The following is a 17,257-nucleotide window of genomic DNA, read 5'->3' on the forward strand; positions in this document are numbered from 1 at the left end:
CCCACACAGTTTGCTTGATAGATTGTTAAAGAGCGTTGACCTTGTTCGGGTCAGGGCTGCGTATTCTACGCCGTCCTTTTAATTCGTCAAGCGTTAAAACCGAAGTTTTTTTTCCGCTTGCGACCCGGCGGGTTGCGCCGTGTCAGTGGATGCGCATTATAGGCAGCCGCGTTTTTTGCGCAAGGGCTTTTTTGTGAAAAACATCACTTTTATGCCCACTCGAACAAAACTTGAGCATAACGCCGTTTTTTACCGCTTTGTCTCTTCCAAAGCAGGCTCGGATGAGCCAATCCGGGTCACCAGCAGCTGATCTATCTTGTAACTGTCGATGTCGACGACTTCAAACTTGTACCCGGAGTGCAGCACGAAATCGGTGCGTTTGGGGATTTTGCGCAACATATACATCATAAAGCCGGCGATGGTTTCGTAGTTTTCGTCACTGGGAAAACCGTCAATATTCAGCACCCGCATCACATCCTCCAGCGGAGTCAGCCCCTCCACCAACCAGGAGTTCTCATCCCGGGCAACAATCTGCTCCTCCTGGGTCTGTACCAGCTCTCCCATCACGATACTCATCACGTCCTTCAGGGTGATAATGCCCACCACCAGCGCATACTCGTTCATGATGGTCGCAAAATCCTCACCCGTGGATTTGAAATGCTCCAGTACTTCATACATGGAGAGGGTGTCGGGGATGATCAAGGGAGTACGGATAATCCCCTCTTTCTGCAAGGAGATGGGCTGCTGATGCAATACCTGCATCAGGATGTCGCGGGAATCCACATAGCCCACCACCCGATCGAGGCTCTCTTCGCAGACCAGAAACTTGGCATGGGGATGCTCGGCAATTTTAGCCTTGATGCTGTCCTGGCTTTCGGCAAGGGTAAAAAAAATCAGACTCTCGCGAGTCGTCATGGCAGAGGTCACGGTGCGCGATTCCATCTCGAACACGTTTTCGATCAGGTGATGCTCCTGCTCCTGCAGCACCCCGGCCTGAGCCCCGGCATCCATCATGGCGATGATGTCTTCCGGTGTAATTTCATCATTACGCATGCTTGGCACCCGGAACAGACGGAAAAACAGGTTGGCCAGGCCATTGAAGAACCAGACCAGCGGCTTGAGCACCACAATAAAGAACCCCATGGGCCTGACTACCGCCACGGCGACACGCTCCGGCGCTATCATCGCCAGCCGCTTGGGCATCAGATCGGCAAACAGGATAAACAGTGAGGTCACAATAAAGAACGACAGAATAAAGGCCGTTTTATCCACCCAGGCGCCATCGAAGAAGAAACCGAGCACAGCTTTCGCAAAAGGCGTAAAAGCCGCTTCCCCCAGGATCCCTCCCAGGATGGCCACGGCATTGAGGCCGATCTGCACTACGGTAAAAAAGTTACCGGGCTGCTCCTGCAGCAACAGCACCTTCTCCGCATTGGCATCGCCGTCGGAGGCCATCAGCCGCAGTTTCATCTTGCGAGCTGCGGCCAGGGCAATTTCAGAAATGGAAAAAAACGAGCTGATCGCGACCAACAGCACAATTACCAGCACATGCTCAAACACTGTCATTTTTATTTACTACCGATATAGCCAAGGAGGGATGCCGACACCGAAGACACGGCGCCCGGCGACAAACGTCTCAACATCATAACACTGAAGAAATGTTCGCCAGAATTATCATAAAGCGGCCGTTTTTTCCACCACTGCCTCCGCGGGTACCTACTATATTGTGCTGTTCCCTTCGACAGGAAGAAACGGCAGGTCTCCGCTCAGATACCATGCCAAGCAGGACTCAAACTTGGCATCCAGCAAAAAGACTCAGATGAACTACACTCATTAAAAATAAAAAGAGAGCACACGGATAGATGCCGGTATCGAGCTGCCTTGCCCGCTGGGCAACAATCGCATTGCTTTTCTCTTGGCCGGGACATGCCGGACAGCAGGAGTATTGGTCGTTGCAGGACTATCTGACCCGCTTTCCGGAACAGCAGGCACGAATGGCGCCTTTCGCCCAGCGGATCAGCAATCCTGCCATTCGCTGGCAAGGCGCCAACGACCGGCCGGTACAGATCGCCATGATTTCCCCCGGAGGCCAGGTTTCCGACTACTGGCGCCGTAACAAGCGCAGTATCTCAGCCCGGCTGGATGATATCGCCCTGCCTTACCGGCTCGACTGCTATTTCGACTCCCCTCACCGCCCGCTCAGGGAACAGGAGCAGCTGCTGGCCGACATACTGGCACGAGATCCCGACTACCTGATACTCACCCTGGATTCCCGCCGCCACCGGGTATTGATCGAAAAATTACTGGCCCGAGGTCGTCCCAAACTGATACTGCAAAATATCACCACGCCACTGAAACACTGGCAGCAGCATCAGCCCCTGCTCTATGTAGGGTTCGACCACGCTCAGGGTACCCAGCAGCTGGCGGCCAGGCTATCGCAACTGGCCTCCCCTCCGATACATTACCTGATGCTGTACGGAACACGGGGCCATGTAAGTATGGCCAGGGGGGACGAATTCATCCGGCAGCTATCCGATGATCCTCGTTTTCATCTACGTCAGCGGGTTTATACGGATCTGGACCCACAAAAAACCGAATCGGCGGTACTGCAGGCCCTGTCCGACATGCCGGAAATCAACCTTATCTATGCCAGCACCACAGATATCGCCCTGGCGACAACCCAGGCCCTGAAACAGGCCGACAATACCGCCGGGATCATGGTCAATGGCTGGGGTGGAGGCCAGGACGAATTGGCGGCCTTGCAACAGGGGGAGTTGGCTCTGACCGTGATGCGGATGAATGATGACAGTGGAGTGGCCATTGCCGAAGCGATTCGCCTCGACTGGGAGGGAAAAACGGAGCTGATCCCCGGTGTCTATTCGGGTGAATTCGTGATTGTCACCAAAGACACGCCTCGGGCCGAACTGGAGCGACTGAAAGCCCATGCATTCCGCTACTCCCGTTAACCCGCCCAAAGCCGCCCGCTTGTTGCGGCGGATCCTGCTGGCCCTGCTTCCCGCTTTTATGGTGCTGGCCCTGGCGTTGCTCGGCCTGACCTACTACAGCTCTTCCCGCATCATGGATGCAAACCTACAAGGCCAGTTCCTGCAGGCAAAGAGCCGGCTGCAAATCAATCTGGATACCTACCTCAACAGGCTAGATACCCTGCTGTCGGCGACGGCCGAACACGCAGGCCTGGCCTCCCTGATGGCAAACGCAAGGCAGGGCGCAGCGGAAACCGCCTTGCACACCGCTCTGGAAAAGCCCGATGGGGAGCATCTGGATATACTGATGCTGCTGCGCCAGGATAACGCCTGGCTGAACCTCAACTCCCCCTACTATGATCTGGCACCGCACGAAGCCACACTGATCGAAGCCGCCAACCAGGATCAGCAATGGGTTTTGCTGCAACTGGAGCCCTATCTGACCGTCCTGCTGCACCGTTACCCCATCATCGCCAACGATTCGGGACGGGTTGAAGGCAGCCTGCTGGGCGGCATTGTGCTAAACGATAACCTGACACTGCTCAACCTGCTCAGCCAGGAACTGGAGCCGATGAATATCCGGCTGCTATACCAGGGCAACCTGCTTGGCCCTGCTGCCAGCGGTAATACCCTGGCCCGGGATATACTGGACACCATACTGGCTGACACCGCCTTCCAGGGCCAGGTACGAGGCCATCATTTCAGTGTCCAGCCCTTGCAACTGGGCCAGGAAACCACCCTGCAGGCCCTGGTGGTGACTGACAATCAAGCCAGCCGACAGCTGCGCCAGGCTTATTGGCATCACGGTCTGCTCGCCCTGGTACTGGTGCTGGCGGCAGCCCTGCTACCCGCCTTTTACACCATGCGACTGATCGCCGCTCCCCTGGCCCGGCTGACCGACTTTGCCGAACATATCGGCAAGGGTCTGCCAGCGCGTTTTCAACCGGGGCGGATCGCGGAATTCAATTTTCTTGGCCAAAGCCTGGAGGAAATGGTCGAGATACTGCACAGAAGAGAACGAGAGCTGGCCAACCTGTTCAACTCGGCCAACTCCCTGACCATTATCCTGGACCGGCATAACCGCATCCAGGCCATCAATCCGGCCGCCGTGCGGCTATTCGAAGGGCACTCCGAGGCCGTGCTCGGCACTCCGCTGTCGGATCACTTCAGTCCGCAACAATTGGCTCCGCTCCGCCAGGCCATCAGCCAAGTCACCAGGGGCCATATCATCAGTGGCGTTGAAGCCGGACTGACCCGCGGCAGCCAAGATCGCCAGCATCAAATCTGGACCCTGGCACCGGTGTACGAGCAAGACTCGGTCGTTGCGGTACTGGCCCAGGGGCAGGATATCACCCCGCTGAAACAGGCCAGGGCGTCCCTGGAGCTCAATGATCTGGTACTGAAGAACATCATGGAGGCCGTACTGATCTTCGATCATCGCCTGCGGCTGATTTATGCCAACCACGCCTTCACCAATCTCAGCGGTTACCAGGCGGTGGAAATGTCCCACAAAAAGCCCGGGGCCGTACTCCAGTTGCAAAGCAGCCACCGACAGCTGATGGCCATGTGGCAAACCCTCAATTCGGCAGGCTATTGGCGGGGGGAAGCATCCGCCCTGCGTAAGGGAGGCACCCCTTACCCGATCTGGCTGTCGGTCACCGCATTGAACACCGCCGGGCCGGGTAAACGGCATTACGTGGCGGTGTTCTCCGATATCTCCATGCTCAAGGAAACCCAGGACCAGCTGCAGAAAATGGCACACTATGACTCCCTGACCGGACTGGCCAACCGCACCCTGTTTGCCGAACTGTTCCGGCAAGCCCATTCCCGGGCCGAACGCCATTGTGCCAGCATGGCCATGCTGTTTATCGACCTGGACCGCTTTAAACAGATCAACGACAGCCTGGGGCACCAAGTCGGCGATGAGTTCCTGCAAATTGCCGCCAAACGCCTTCGACGCCATACGCGCAAGGAAGATATTTTATGTCGCTTCGGCGGTGATGAATTTATTCTGTTGATCACCCACACCCTTTCCCTGCAGCAAGCCCGGGCCACCGCCCAGCGCATCGTGGATGCCTTCGCCAAACCGGTACAGATCCGAGGGCAAAGCCTCTATATCAGCATCAGCATCGGAGTGGCGTTTTCCCCCCAACACGGCACCAGCATGGAAACCCTGATGCAACACGCCGATACCGCCCTCTACCATGCCAAGGAAAAAGGACGTAACCAGGTACAACTGTTTGAAAACGGAATGAATATCCGCGCCGTGAACATGATGAAAATCAGCGGCGAGCTGCACCAGGCACTGGAAAAAAATCAAATGGAGCTGTATTACCAGCCCCAGTTCAGCCTGAGTGACGGCAAGCTGGTCGGGGTGGAAGCCCTGGTTCGCTGGAACAAGCCGGGCGCCGGCCTCGTCTATCCCGGCGACTTTATCCCCCTGGCGGAACAAACCGGCATGATACTGCCCCTGGGTCAGTGGATCCTGGAGTCCGCCTGCCGTCAGTTACAACTCTGGCATGCCCGCGGCCTGGGCCCGTTACGCATGGCCATCAACCTGTCGGCCCGCCAGTTCCGCCAGCCCGGGCTGGTACAGGATATTGCCAGCCTGCTCGATAAACTAAAACTGGATCCCGAGTCCATAGAACTGGAAATTACCGAGAGCATGCTGATGGAAGAGATGGAAATGGCGGTAGCCACCATGGCTTCCCTGAGTAGCCTGGGCATCAAACTGGCGATCGACGACTTTGGCACCGGTTACTCATCCCTCGCCTACCTGAAACGCTTTCCCATCCACCGCCTGAAAATCGACAAGTCCTTTATCAAGGATCTGGCTCGGGAAAATGAAGATGCGGCCATCGTTGCTTCCATCATCACCCTGGCTCACAGCATGAAAATTGCCGTGATCGCCGAAGGCATCGAAAACGAGTATCAGCTACAGCAACTGGGCCGCCAGGCCTGTGATGAAGGCCAGGGCTACCTGCTGGCCAAGCCCATGCCGGCCGAGGAAATAGAACCGCTGTTATGCCAGGATTTCCGCTATCCCGTACTACGGAACTGAACCCTGTCCCTCCGGAGTTGTAACAAAGGATGAGATGAAACGTTGCTCTGGTATTGACTTGCCACGACGCATCTCCTCAATCATGGTGCTTTGGCCGAGGCTTCGAACAACATGCGTGGCCGAGATGACCCGAGGCCTTCACCGTTATGGCTGGCAGCGGAATCCCCACGCCCAATCCCGGTAGTGCTCAAACGGCGCACTGTCATTAATAAACACTCTCTAATTTAGAAAACAAAAAATTTCATAGATAGTCTATCCTCTCATGAGTAGGACTGCTTCACCGCTTCTCCGGCTTAGGCCACAGGTACTCTCTGGTAACAAATCAACCACAAAAAAAAAAGGAGGTTGAACATGAGTCAGCACACCAATAGTGCTTCCGGAAAATGCCCTGTCATGCACGGTGGTCATACCGCAGCCGGGGCTTCCAATATGGATTGGTGGCCCAAGGCACTGAACCTGGACATCCTCCACCAGCATGACACCAAGACCAACCCGCTGGGGGAAGACTTCGATTATGCCGAAGAATTCAAGAAGCTGGATCTGGACGCGGTCAAGCAGGACCTGCGCGCCCTGATGACCGACAGCCAGGACTGGTGGCCGGCCGACTGGGGCCACTACGGCGGCCTGATGATCCGCATGGCCTGGCACGCCGCCGGCACCTACCGTATCGCCGACGGCCGGGGTGGAGCCGGTACCGGCAACCAGCGCTTCGCGCCCATCAATTCCTGGCCGGACAACGGCAACCTCGACAAGGCCCGCCGCCTGCTGTGGCCCATCAAAAAGAAATACGGCAACCGGCTGTCATGGGCCGATCTGCTGATCCTGGCCGGTAATATGGCCTATGAGTCCATGGGCCTGAAAACCTTCGGCTTCGGCGGCGGCCGTGCCGATATCTGGCACCCGGAAAAAGACATTTACTGGGGCTCCGAGAAGGAATGGCTTCAGCCCAGCGGCGGCCCCAACAGCCGCTACTCCGGTGAGCGCGATCTGGCAAACCCGCTGGCGGCGGTGATGATGGGGCTTATCTACGTCAACCCGGAAGGCGTGGATGGTAAACCGGACCCGCTGAAAACCGCGCAGGACGTACGAGTCACCTTCGCCCGCATGGCGATGAACGACGAAGAAACCGTGGCCCTGACCGCCGGCGGCCATACCGTGGGCAAGACCCACGGCAACGGCAATGCCGCCAACCTGGGGCCGGCTCCCGAAGCGGCCGAACTGGAAGAGCAGGGCCTGGGCTGGATAAACCACCAGACCCGGGGCATTGGCCGCGATACCGTGACCAGCGGTATAGAGGGCGCCTGGACCACTCACCCGACCCAGTGGGACAACGGTTACTTCAAGATGCTGCTCGAGCACGAGTGGGAGCTGAAGAAGAGCCCGGCCGGGGCCTGGCAGTGGGAACCGGTCGATATCAAGGAAGAGGACATGCCGACCGACGTGGAAGACTCGTCCATCCGCCGCAAGCCCATCATGACCGACGCCGACATGGCGATGAAGATGGACCCGGAATACCGCAAGATATCCGAGCGCTTCTACCAGGATCCCGCCTATTTATCCGACGTCTTCGCCCGCGCCTGGTTCAAACTCACTCACCGGGACATGGGGCCCAAGAGCCGCTATCTCGGTCCCGACGTACCCAAGGAAGACCTCATTTGGCAGGATCCGGTACCGGCGGTGGACTATACCCTGAGCGACGCCGAAGTGGCCGATCTCAAGGCGAAGATCCTGGCCAGCGGCCTCGGCGTATCCGAGCTGGTCGCCACCGCCTGGGACAGTGCCCGCACCTTCCGTGGTTCCGACTATAGGGGCGGCGCCAACGGAGCCCGCATCCGCCTGGCACCGCTGAAGGACTGGGAAGGCAACGAACCCGCCAGGCTGCAAAAGGTGCTGAGCGCGCTGGAAAACATCCAGTCCGGGCTGAGCAAGAAGGTGAGCATGGCCGACCTGATCGTGCTGGGCGGCTCCGCCGCGGTGGAAAAGGCGGCACGTGACGCCGGTGTTGCCATTACCGTGCCCTTCGCCCCGGGTCGTGGTGACGCCAGCCAGGAGATGACCGACCAGGAATCCTTCGCCGTGCTCGAACCCCTGCATGACGGCTACCGCAACTGGCTGAAGCAGGACTATGTGGTCACCGCCGAAGAGCTGATGCTGGATCGCACCCAGCTGATGGGCCTGACAGCGGCCGAAATGACGGTGCTGGTCGGGGGTATGCGCGTGCTGGGCACCAACCACGGCGGCGGCAAAGACGGCGTCTTCACCGATCGTGTCGGTGTGCTGAGCAACGACTTCTTCGTCAACCTGACCGACATGGCCTACAGCTGGAAGCCGGCCGGCAGCAACAGGTATGAAATCGTCGAACGCAAGAGCGGGGCGGTCAAGTGGACGGCAAGCCGGGTCGATCTGGTGTTCGGCTCCAACTCGGTGCTGCGCTCCTATGCCGAGGTCTATGCCCAGGACGATGCCAAGGAGAAATTCGTCAAGGACTTCGTCAGCGCCTGGACCAAGGTGATGAACGCCGATCGTTTCGATCTGAAGTAAGAGCTTGTGCCGAAAACAACATGCCGGGCTTGCCCGGCATGTTGTTATTTCCTTATTCGACGGTCACGCTCTTGGCCAGGTTGCGGGGCTGATCCACGTCGGTGCCCTTGATCAGGGCCACATGGTAGGACAGCAGCTGCAGCGGCACCGTGTAGACGATGGGTGCAATCAGTTCGTCCACGTGGTTGAGCGGCATCACCCGCATGGTGGCGTCGCCCTTGAAGCCCGCCTGCTTGTCGGCGAACACATAGAGGATACCGCCCCGGGCGCGGACTTCTTCCACGTTGGACTTGAGCTTTTCCAGCAGATCATTGTTGGGCGCCACCACTATGATCGGCATGTCGGCGTCGATCAGCGCCAGCGGGCCATGCTTGAGCTCGCCGGCGGCATAGGCTTCGGCGTGGATATAGGAGATTTCCTTGAGCTTGAGCGCCCCTTCCATGGCGATGGGGTACTGATCGCCGCGGCCGAGGAACAGGCTGTGATGCTTGTCGGCAAACTCTTCCGCCAGGGCCTCGATGTCCTTGGCCAGCGCCAGGGTCTCACCGATATGGGCCGGCAGGCTGCGCAGCGCCTGCACCAGCCGGGCTTCGGTCTCGGCATCCATGTTGCCGCGGCAGCGACCCACCGCCGCCACCAGCATCAGCAGGCCGGCCAGCTGGGTGGTGAAGGCCTTGGTGGAGGCCACCCCGATCTCGGCACCGGCCCGGGTCATAAACGCCAGGTCGGATTCCCGCACCAGGGAAGAGCCGGGCACGTTGCAAATAGCCAGGCTGCTCATAAAACCGGATTCCTTGGCCAGGCGCAGTGCGGCCAGGGTATCCGCGGTTTCACCGCTCTGGGACAGGGTGATCAGCAGGCTGTTCGGACGTACCACCGACTTGCGATAGCGGAACTCGGAAGCGATCTCGATATCACAGGACACGCCGGCCAGGGCCTCGAACCAGTACCTGGCCACCATACCGGAATGGTAGGAAGTACCGCAGGCGATGATCTGAATATGCTCGACTCGTTCGAAGATGCTCCGGGCGCCGTTACCGAACGACTCCACTACTACCGCCGACTCGGTGATACGTCCTTCCAGAGTATCGGTAATGGCCTTGGGCTGCTCGAAGATTTCCTTGAGCATATAGTGGCGGTATTCGCCCTTGTCGCCCGCATCGTGGGAGACCTCGGATTCCAGCTCGTCGCGCACCACCGGGTTGCCCTTCACATCGAAGATGCGGATATCGCGACGGGTCACTTCGGCCACATCCCCTTCTTCCAGGAACATGAAGCGGCGAGTGACCGGCAGCAGCGCCAGTTGGTCGGAGGCGATAAAGTTCTCGCCCAGGCCCAGCCCGATCACCAGCGGCGAGCCGGAGCGGGCCACCACCAGCCGGGACGGATCCCGGGTATCCATCAGCACGGTGCCGTAGGCGCCGCGCAGTTGCTTGACCGTAGTTTGCAGGGCGGCCAGCAGCGAGTCGCAGTGCTGGCGGTGATAATGCACCAGGTGAGCAATCACTTCGGTGTCGGTGTCGGACACGAATTCGTACCCCTTGGCCTGCAGCTCGACCCGCAGCTCCTCGTGGTTTTCGATGATGCCGTTGTGCACCACGGTAATATGGCCCGACACATGGGGATGGGCATTGCGCTCGGACGGCTCGCCGTGGGTGGCCCAGCGGGTATGGGCGATGCCGGTACCACCGGCCAGCGGTTGTTCGTTCAGGGCATCGGCCAGGGCCTGTACCTTGCCCAGCCGGCGCAGCCGGCCCAGTTCGCCGGCACCATCGATAATGGCCACCCCGGCCGAGTCATAGCCCCGGTATTCCAGGCGGCGCAAGCCTTCCACCAGTATTTCCGCCACGTCCCGTTGGGCAACCGCCCCTACAATTCCGCACATAGTCAAATCCTCAGTATTCGGGGGCAATAACCAGGTTAATGCCCTTCTGTTCAAGTTGTTGTTGCGCGTCGGCCGACAGGCCGTCGTCGGTAATAAGGGTGTGGATAGCCGCCCAGGGCAGCTCCAGATTGGGGATCTTGCGGCCAATTTTGTCCGACTCCACCATCACCACCACTTCCCGGGCCACTTCCGCCATCACCCGCGACAGGCCGATCAGCTCGTTGAAGGTGGTGGTGCCCCGGCCGATGTCGATGCCGTCGGCACCGATAAACAGCTGGTCGAAATCGTAGGAACGCAATACCTGCTCGGCCACCAGCCCCTGGAACGACTCGGAATTGGGATCCCAGGTCCCTCCGGTCATCAGCAGGGTCGGCTCGGGTTCCAGTTCACGCAGGGCATTGGCGATATTGAGTGAGTTGGTCATCACTACCAGACCATGCTTGTGACCCAGCTCCCCCAGCAACGCGGCCGTGGTGCTGCCACTGTCGATGATGATGCGGTTATGCTCGCGGATCCGCGCCGCCGCCGCCCGGGCGATGGCCTGTTTGCGTTTGGATACCGGCTCGCCCGCGGGCTCGGCGACCATTTCCTTGGGCACAGTGACGGCACCGCCGTAACGACGCAGCAGCTGGCCGTTCTTCTCCAGGGCCGCCAGATCCTTGCGGATGGTGACTTCCGAGGTCTCGAAGCGGCGGGCCAGTTCATCCACAGTGACTTCTCCCTGCTCGTGGAGCAGGGTCATGATGATATGGCGGCGCTGTTGGGTATTGCGTTTCGACATGTTCGCACTAAGTTTCGAATCGAAACTGAATGCTAGCAGATCAAAAGATAAACGATCAACTAAAAGAAAGCGGTCAGCCATAAGCTGGAAGCGATCAGCTACCCGAGTTGCTGGCTGGTAGCGGCGTATGGTTAACGTGTCGAAGCGATAGCGGGATCAAAAAGCGCGGCTGTGAAATCACAGCCGCGCCGGTCTTTCTTCAAGCTTCCAGCTTAAAGCTTATAGCTATTTTTTAACCGGTCTGGGCCAGTTTTTGATATGGCGCTGGGGCACCCTGGTGATCACCAGCTCGGCCTCGGCCACGTCCTTGGTGACGGTGGAGCCGGCCCCCAGGGTGGCGTTCTTGCCGATGCGCACCGGCGCCACCAGCTGGGTATCGGAGCCGACGAAGACGCCGTCTTCGATGATGGTCTGGAACTTGTTCACCCCGTCGTAGTTGCAGGTGATGGTGCCGGCGCCGATGTTCACCTTGGCGCCGATGTCGGCATCGCCCAGGTAACTCAGGTGGCCGGCCTTGGAGCCCTTGCCCAGCCGGGCCTTCTTCATTTCCACGAAATTGCCTACATGGGCATCCTCGGCCAGCACGGCGCCGGGGCGCAGCCGGGCGAAGGGACCGGCGCTGCTGGCCTCCCCCAGCTCGGCGCCCTCGACGAGGGAGTAAGGCTTCACTTCGGCGTCATCGCCGATGGTACAGTCCTTGAGGATGGCGCCGGCGCCGATGCGCACCCGGTTACCGAGACGGACCTCGCCCTCGATAATCACGTTCACGTCGATCACCACTTCCTCGCCCACGCTCAGGCTGCCACGCAGATCGAAGCGGGCCGGATCCAGCAGGGTCACCCCCTCCCGCATCAGCCGCTCGGCCTGCATCCGCTGATAGGCCCGCTCCAGGCCCGCCAGCTGCAGCCGGTCGTTGGCCCCTTCCACCTCGGCACTGCTGGCCGGGTGCACGGTATTGATATCGCAGCCCTCGGCATGGGCCATGGCGAAGATATCGGTCAGGTAGTACTCACCCTGGGCGTTGTCGTTGTTCAGCCGGCCCAGCCAGGCCTTGAGCTGGCCGGCTTCGGCCACCAGCACCCCGGTATTGACTTCGTCGATGGCCAGTTGCTCGGCAGAGGCGTCTTTCTGTTCGACGATACCTGTCACCTTGCCGTTTTTCCGCACTATGCGGCCATAGCCGGCAGGATTGTCCAGCTTCACCGTCAGCAGGGCGATACCGCCTTGCGGGTAGGCGGCCAGCAACCGGCCCAGGGTCTCGGCCTGCAGCAGGGGGGTATCGCCGTAAAGCACCAGCACCTTGTCGTCATCGGCGATGTCCGGCAGCGCCACCGCCACCGCATGGCCGGTACCCAGCTGCTCGGCCTGATGCACCCAATCGATGCCGGGTTCGTCGATCCTGGCCTTGAGCTGATCGGCGCCGTGGCCGTACACCAGGTGAATGCCGTCCACGCCGCAGGCCCTGGCCGCCGCCAGCACATGGCTGACCATGGGCCTGCCCGCCACCGGGTGCAGCACCTTGGGCAGGGAAGAACGCATGCGGGTGCCCTTGCCCGCCGCCAAAATAACCGCCTGAGTACTCATAATCTTGTAATCCCGTTTCTGTTTGTCGAATTTCACTGCGGGCTATTCTGATTTTTTTATAAAAAAAAAGCGACCCTGAGGTCGCTTTTTCAACACGGTAGTTTTACCGCACATTCTGCTTAAGCAACTGCAGCACACGCAGTTTCGCCATAGCCCGGGCCAGATCGGCGGCCGCTTCTGCATAATCCACATCGTGAGAGGAATTCTGCAGTTTGGCTTCCGCCGCTCGTTTGGCTTCTTCGGCCTTGGCTTTATCCAGATCTTCGGCGCGAATCGCAGTGTCGGCCAGAACCATCACACTGCTGCCCAGTACTTCCAGCATGCCGCCGGACACGTACAGGACTTCTTGTTTACCGGCCTTGGTCACATACTGTACCAGGCCGGGACGAATGGACGTCAACAAGGGGGCATGTCCGTAACGGATCCCCAATTCACCCTCAGAGCCGGAGACAGTCACCGCGCTGACAGAGCCGGAGTACAAACGCTCCTCGGCACTGACAATGTCCAGGTGAAAGCTATAATCAGCCATCAGGTCCTCCTTCGAGGCTTACAGTTTCTTGGCTTTTTCGACCACTTCGTCGATGGAGCCAACCATGTAGAACGCCTGCTCGGGCAACGAATCGTAGTCACCGTCCAGAATGCCTTTGAAACCACTGATGGTATCCTTCAGTGACACGTACTTACCGGGAGAACCGGTGAATACTTCGGCCACGAAGAACGGCTGGGACAGGAAACGCTCGATTTTACGGGCACGGGCTACAGTCAGCTTGTCGTCTTCGGACAGTTCGTCCATCCCGAGGATGGCGATGATGTCTTTCAGCTCTTTATAGCGCTGCAGTACGGTCTGTACGCCACGGGCTACGGAGTAGTGCTCTTCACCGACCACCTGCGGGTCCAGCTGACGGCTGGTGGAATCCAGCGGGTCAACGGCCGGGTAGATACCCAGGGCAGCGATCTGACGGCTCAGTACCACGGTCGCGTCCAGGTGGGCGAAGGTGGTGGCCGGAGACGGATCGGTCAAGTCATCCGCGGGCACGTAAACGGCCTGTACGGAGGTGATGGAGCCGGTCTTGGTGGAGGTGATCCGCTCTTGCAGCACACCCATCTCTTCCGCCAGGGTCGGCTGGTAACCTACTGCGGAGGGCATACGGCCCAGCAGTGCGGATACCTCGGTACCGGCCAGGGTGTAACGATAGATGTTGTCCACGAAGAACAGTACGTCACGACCTTCGTCACGGAACTTCTCGGCCATGGTCAGGCCGGTCAGGGCCACGCGCAGACGGTTACCGGGCGGCTCGTTCATCTGACCGTAAACCAGGGATACCTTGTCCAGTACGTTGGACTCGCTCATCTCGTGGTAAAAGTCGTTACCTTCACGGGTCCGCTCACCCACACCGGCGAACACGGAATAACCGCTGTGCTCGATGGCGATGTTACGGATCAGTTCCATCATGTTGACGGTCTTGCCGACACCGGCACCACCGAACAGACCCACCTTGCCGCCCTTGGCGAACGGGCAGACCAGGTCGATAACCTTGATGCCGGTTTCCAGCAGTTCGGTGCTGTTGGCCTGCTCTTCGTAGCTGGGGGCTTCGCGGTGGATGGACCAGCGCTCTTCTTCACCCACAGGACCTTTTTCGTCGATGGGGTTGCCCAGTACGTCCATGATCCGGCCCAGGGTTTGCACGCCTACCGGCACCTTGATCGGGTTATGGGTGTTTTCGATTTCCAGACCACGGCGCAGGCCGTCGGAGGAACCCATGGCGATACAGCGCACTACGCCGCCGCCGATTTGCTGCTGAACTTCCAGAACCAGACCCTGGCCCTGTCCTTCAGTCGTGATCTTCAGCGCATCGTATACGTGGGGCACCGCATCTTGCGGGAATTCCACGTCCACTACCGCGCCGATGATTTGGACTATGATACCCTTACTCATGTCAAATCCTCTAAACCTTTGAATACCCTTGCCTTATACGGCACCGGCCCCGGCCACAATCTCACTCAGCTCCTGGGTAATCGCGGCCTGACGGGCCTTGTTGTACACCAGTTGCAGATCGTTGATCAGGTTGCCGGCGTTGTCGGTGGCGGCTTTCATCGCGACCATCCGGGCAGCCTGTTCACTGGCCAGGTTTTCTACCACGCCCTGATACACCTGTGACTCCACAAAGCGCACCAGCAGCTTGTCCAGCAGCGATTTGGGATCCGGTTCATAGATGTAATCCCAGCTGTGGCTGGCCACGCTTTCTTCCGATGCAGGCAAAGGCAACAGTTGATCGACCTGGGGCTTCTGTACCATGGTGTTTTCAAACTTGTTGTACACCAGATACAGCCTGTCAATCTCACCGTTATCGTACGCCTCCAGCATGACATTGACGGAGCCGATCAGCTCGCCGAGGGAGGGGTTATCGCCCAATCCCGTCGCCTGCGCGATCACCTTGCCGCCATAGCGGTTGAAAAAGCTCACCGCCTTGCTGCCGATAAGGCCGAGGTCAATGCCCACGCCCTTGTCGGACCATGCCTTCATTTCGTTGATGGCGGCCTTGAACAGGTTGATGTTCAAACCACCACAGAGGCCCCGATCGGTAGAGATGATAATAAAGCCAACGCGCTTGACCTCACGGTCTTCCAGGTAGGGGTGCTTGTATTCCAAGTTCCCCTGCGCGATGTGGCCGATCACCTTGCGTATGGTTTCAGCGTATGGGCGGCTGTGAGCCATCCGATCCTGCGCTCTGCGCATTTTCGAGGCGGCCACCATTTCCATAGCGCTGGTGATCTTCTGAGTGTTTTTCACACTCCCGATCTTGCTACGTATTTCTTTTGCGCCGGCCATGTCGCTTCTCCAATTCAGGTGGCAGCGGCTGCTGCCACATGGTTACCAGGACTGGGTAGCCTTGAAGCTATCCAGCAACGCAGTCAGCTGGGCTACAACATCTTTGTTGTAGTCGGCTTTCTCGTTGACCTCCGCCATCACGGCGGCATGTTCTGAATTGGCATAAGCGAGCAGGGCGGCTTCGAACGTAGTGATGAGCTTGAGGTCAACATCATCCAGGTAGCCGTTTTCGGCGGCGAACAGCACCAGGGCTTGCTCGGCCACGGACATGGGACGGTATTGCTTCTGTTTCATCAGCTCGGTCACTTTCTGACCGTGGCTCAGCTGTTTGCGGGTCGCTTCGTCCAGATCGGAAGAGAACTGGGCAAAGGCCGCCAGTTCGCGGTACTGGGCCAGGGCGGTACGGATACCACCGGACAGTTTCTTCACGATCTTGGTCTGGGCCGCGCCACCTACCCGGGATACGGAGATACCCGGATCAACCGCCGGACGAATACCGGAGTTGAACAGCTCGGTGGTCAGGAAGATCTGACCGTCGGTGATGGAGATCACGTTGGTCGGTACGAACGCAGACACGTCGCCGGCCTGGGTTTCGATGATCGGCAGTGCGGTCAGTGAACCGGTCTGGCCTTTCACTTCACCCTTGGTGAACTTCTCTACGTAGTCGGCGGATACGCGGGACGCGCGCTCCAGCAGACGGGAGTGCAGGTAGAAGACATCACCGGGGTAAGCTTCACGGCCCGGCGGACGGCGCAGCAGCAGGGAGATCTGACGGTAGGCAACGGCCTGCTTGGACAGGTCATCGTATACGATCAGGGCATCTTCACCGCGGTCGCGGAAGAACTCACCCATGGCACAACCGGAGTAAGGCGCCAGGTATTGCAGGGCGGCAGACTCGGAAGCAGAGGCCACCACCACTATGGTGTTGGCCAGGGCGCCGTGCTCTTCCAGCTTGCGTACCACGTTGGAGATGGTAGACGCCTTCTGGCCGATGGCCACGTACACACACTTAATGCCGGAGTCTTTCTGGTTGATGATGGCATCGACGGCCAGGGCGGTTTTACCTACCTGACGGTCACCGATGATCAGCTCACGCTGGCCACGACCGATGGGGATCATGGCGTCAACGGCTTTATAACCGGTTTGCACCGGCTGGTCGACCGACTGACGATCGATAACGCCCGGGGCGATCACTTCTACCGGAGAGAAGGTATCGGCTTCGATGGCGCCTTTACCGTCGATCGGCTCACCCAGGGTGTTGACCACCCGGCCCAGCAGGTTGCGGCCTACCGGCACTTCCAGGATACGACCGGTGGACTGAACCTTCATGCCTTCGGTCAGGTCCGCGTAGGGACCCATGACCACGGCACCCACGGAGTCGCGCTCCAGGTTCAGTGCCAGGGCGTAACGGCCACCCGGCAGTTCAATCATTTCACCTTGCATGATGTCAGCAAGGCCGTGAACACGAATGATGCCATCGCCCACGGAGACGATGGTACCTTCGTTTCGTGCTTCACTGACAACATTGAATTGCTCGATACGCTGTTTTATCAGCTCGGCAATTTCAGTTGAATTCAGTTGCATGCTCTAT

General features: G+C 59.0%; 11 protein-coding genes. 3 read left to right on the forward strand and 8 right to left on the reverse strand.

The annotated features are described in order from the left end of the window. Positions 1-249: 249 nt before the first annotated feature. Positions 250-1,566: a polyamine export protein PaeA gene (gene paeA, locus JKV55_RS18505; protein WP_202088486.1), complete on the reverse strand. Its 1,317-nt coding sequence runs from the start codon at positions 1,564-1,566 to the stop codon at positions 250-252. Positions 1,567-1,952: 386 nt separating this feature from the next. On the opposite strand from paeA, the gene JKV55_RS18510 reads away from it, so the two are divergent. The 3 genes from JKV55_RS18510 (at position 1,953) to katG (ending at position 8,586) form a co-directional block, all read left to right on the forward strand. Continuing rightward, a complete protein-coding gene (locus tag JKV55_RS18510) occupies positions 1,953-2,966 on the forward strand; it encodes a substrate-binding domain-containing protein (protein WP_237332996.1) in 1,014 nt (337 codons plus the stop codon). After that, positions 2,944-6,045, forward strand: coding sequence for an EAL domain-containing protein (locus tag JKV55_RS18515; RefSeq protein ID WP_202088488.1), 3,102 nt, complete (start codon positions 2,944-2,946; stop codon positions 6,043-6,045). Before JKV55_RS18510 ends, JKV55_RS18515 begins: the two co-directional genes overlap by 23 nt. Positions 6,046-6,396: 351 nt before the next feature. Continuing rightward, entirely contained in the window at positions 6,397-8,586 is a 2,190-nt protein-coding gene (gene katG / locus JKV55_RS18520; RefSeq protein WP_202088490.1) for a catalase/peroxidase HPI, read from the forward strand. Positions 8,587-8,638: 52 nt separating this feature from the next. Here the strand turns inward: katG and glmS are convergent, their stop codons facing one another. The 7 genes from glmS to atpA all read right to left on the reverse strand — a co-directional run bounded on the left by glmS (position 8,639) and on the right by atpA (position 17,250). Next, positions 8,639-10,471 (reverse strand): glutamine--fructose-6-phosphate transaminase (isomerizing), encoded by a 1,833-nt coding sequence (gene glmS / locus JKV55_RS18525; RefSeq protein ID WP_202088492.1) that lies wholly within the window; start codon positions 10,469-10,471, stop codon positions 8,639-8,641. 10 nt (positions 10,472-10,481) lie between these two features. Then, a complete protein-coding gene (locus JKV55_RS18530; RefSeq protein WP_202088494.1) occupies positions 10,482-11,252 on the reverse strand; it encodes a DeoR/GlpR family DNA-binding transcription regulator in 771 nt (256 codons plus the stop codon). Between the two features lie 225 nt (positions 11,253-11,477). Further along, on the reverse strand, positions 11,478-12,836 hold the full coding sequence (glmU, locus tag JKV55_RS18535; protein ID WP_202088496.1) for a bifunctional UDP-N-acetylglucosamine diphosphorylase/glucosamine-1-phosphate N-acetyltransferase GlmU: 1,359 nt from the start codon (positions 12,834-12,836) through the stop codon (positions 11,478-11,480). Positions 12,837-12,939: 103 nt separating this feature from the next. Continuing rightward, positions 12,940-13,365 carry a F0F1 ATP synthase subunit epsilon gene (locus JKV55_RS18540; protein WP_202088498.1) on the reverse strand — a complete coding sequence of 142 codons (426 nt, stop codon included), beginning with the start codon at positions 13,363-13,365 and terminating at the stop codon, positions 12,940-12,942. 18 nt (positions 13,366-13,383) lie between these two features. Then, complete coding sequence (gene atpD, locus JKV55_RS18545) at positions 13,384-14,772, reverse strand: F0F1 ATP synthase subunit beta (protein ID WP_202088500.1); 1,389 nt, start codon at positions 14,770-14,772, stop codon at positions 13,384-13,386. Between the two features lie 33 nt (positions 14,773-14,805). Beyond that, a complete protein-coding gene (gene atpG / locus JKV55_RS18550) occupies positions 14,806-15,666 on the reverse strand; it encodes a F0F1 ATP synthase subunit gamma (protein ID WP_202088502.1) in 861 nt (286 codons plus the stop codon). Between the two features lie 42 nt (positions 15,667-15,708). After that, complete coding sequence (gene atpA / locus JKV55_RS18555) at positions 15,709-17,250, reverse strand: F0F1 ATP synthase subunit alpha (RefSeq protein WP_202088504.1); 1,542 nt, start codon at positions 17,248-17,250, stop codon at positions 15,709-15,711. Positions 17,251-17,257 lie beyond the last annotated feature (7 nt).

The sequence above is a fragment of the Zobellella iuensis genome (genome assembly GCF_016746085.1).
Lineage (GTDB): Bacteria > Pseudomonadota > Gammaproteobacteria > Enterobacterales > Aeromonadaceae > Oceanimonas > Oceanimonas iuensis.

Bases quoted from the DNA above. Each gene is read 5' to 3' on its own strand.
- atpA (WP_202088504.1), bottom strand. From the start codon at position 17,250: ATGCAACTGAATTCAACTGAAATTGCCGAGCTGATAAAACAGCGTATC.
- glmS (WP_202088492.1), bottom strand. From the start codon at position 10,471: ATGTGCGGAATTGTAGGGGCGGTTGCCCAACGGGACGTGGCGGAAATA.
- JKV55_RS18540 (WP_202088498.1), bottom strand. From the start codon at position 13,365: ATGGCTGATTATAGCTTTCACCTGGACATTGTCAGTGCCGAGGAGCGT.
- atpG (WP_202088502.1), bottom strand. From the start codon at position 15,666: ATGGCCGGCGCAAAAGAAATACGTAGCAAGATCGGGAGTGTGAAAAAC.
- JKV55_RS18530 (WP_202088494.1), bottom strand. From the start codon at position 11,252: ATGTCGAAACGCAATACCCAACAGCGCCGCCATATCATCATGACCCTG.
- glmU (WP_202088496.1), bottom strand. From the start codon at position 12,836: ATGAGTACTCAGGCGGTTATTTTGGCGGCGGGCAAGGGCACCCGCATG.
- atpD (WP_202088500.1), bottom strand. From the start codon at position 14,772: ATGAGTAAGGGTATCATAGTCCAAATCATCGGCGCGGTAGTGGACGTG.
- paeA (WP_202088486.1), bottom strand. From the start codon at position 1,566: ATGACAGTGTTTGAGCATGTGCTGGTAATTGTGCTGTTGGTCGCGATC.
- katG (WP_202088490.1), top strand. From the start codon at position 6,397: ATGAGTCAGCACACCAATAGTGCTTCCGGAAAATGCCCTGTCATGCAC.
- JKV55_RS18515 (WP_202088488.1), top strand. From the start codon at position 2,944: ATGCATTCCGCTACTCCCGTTAACCCGCCCAAAGCCGCCCGCTTGTTG.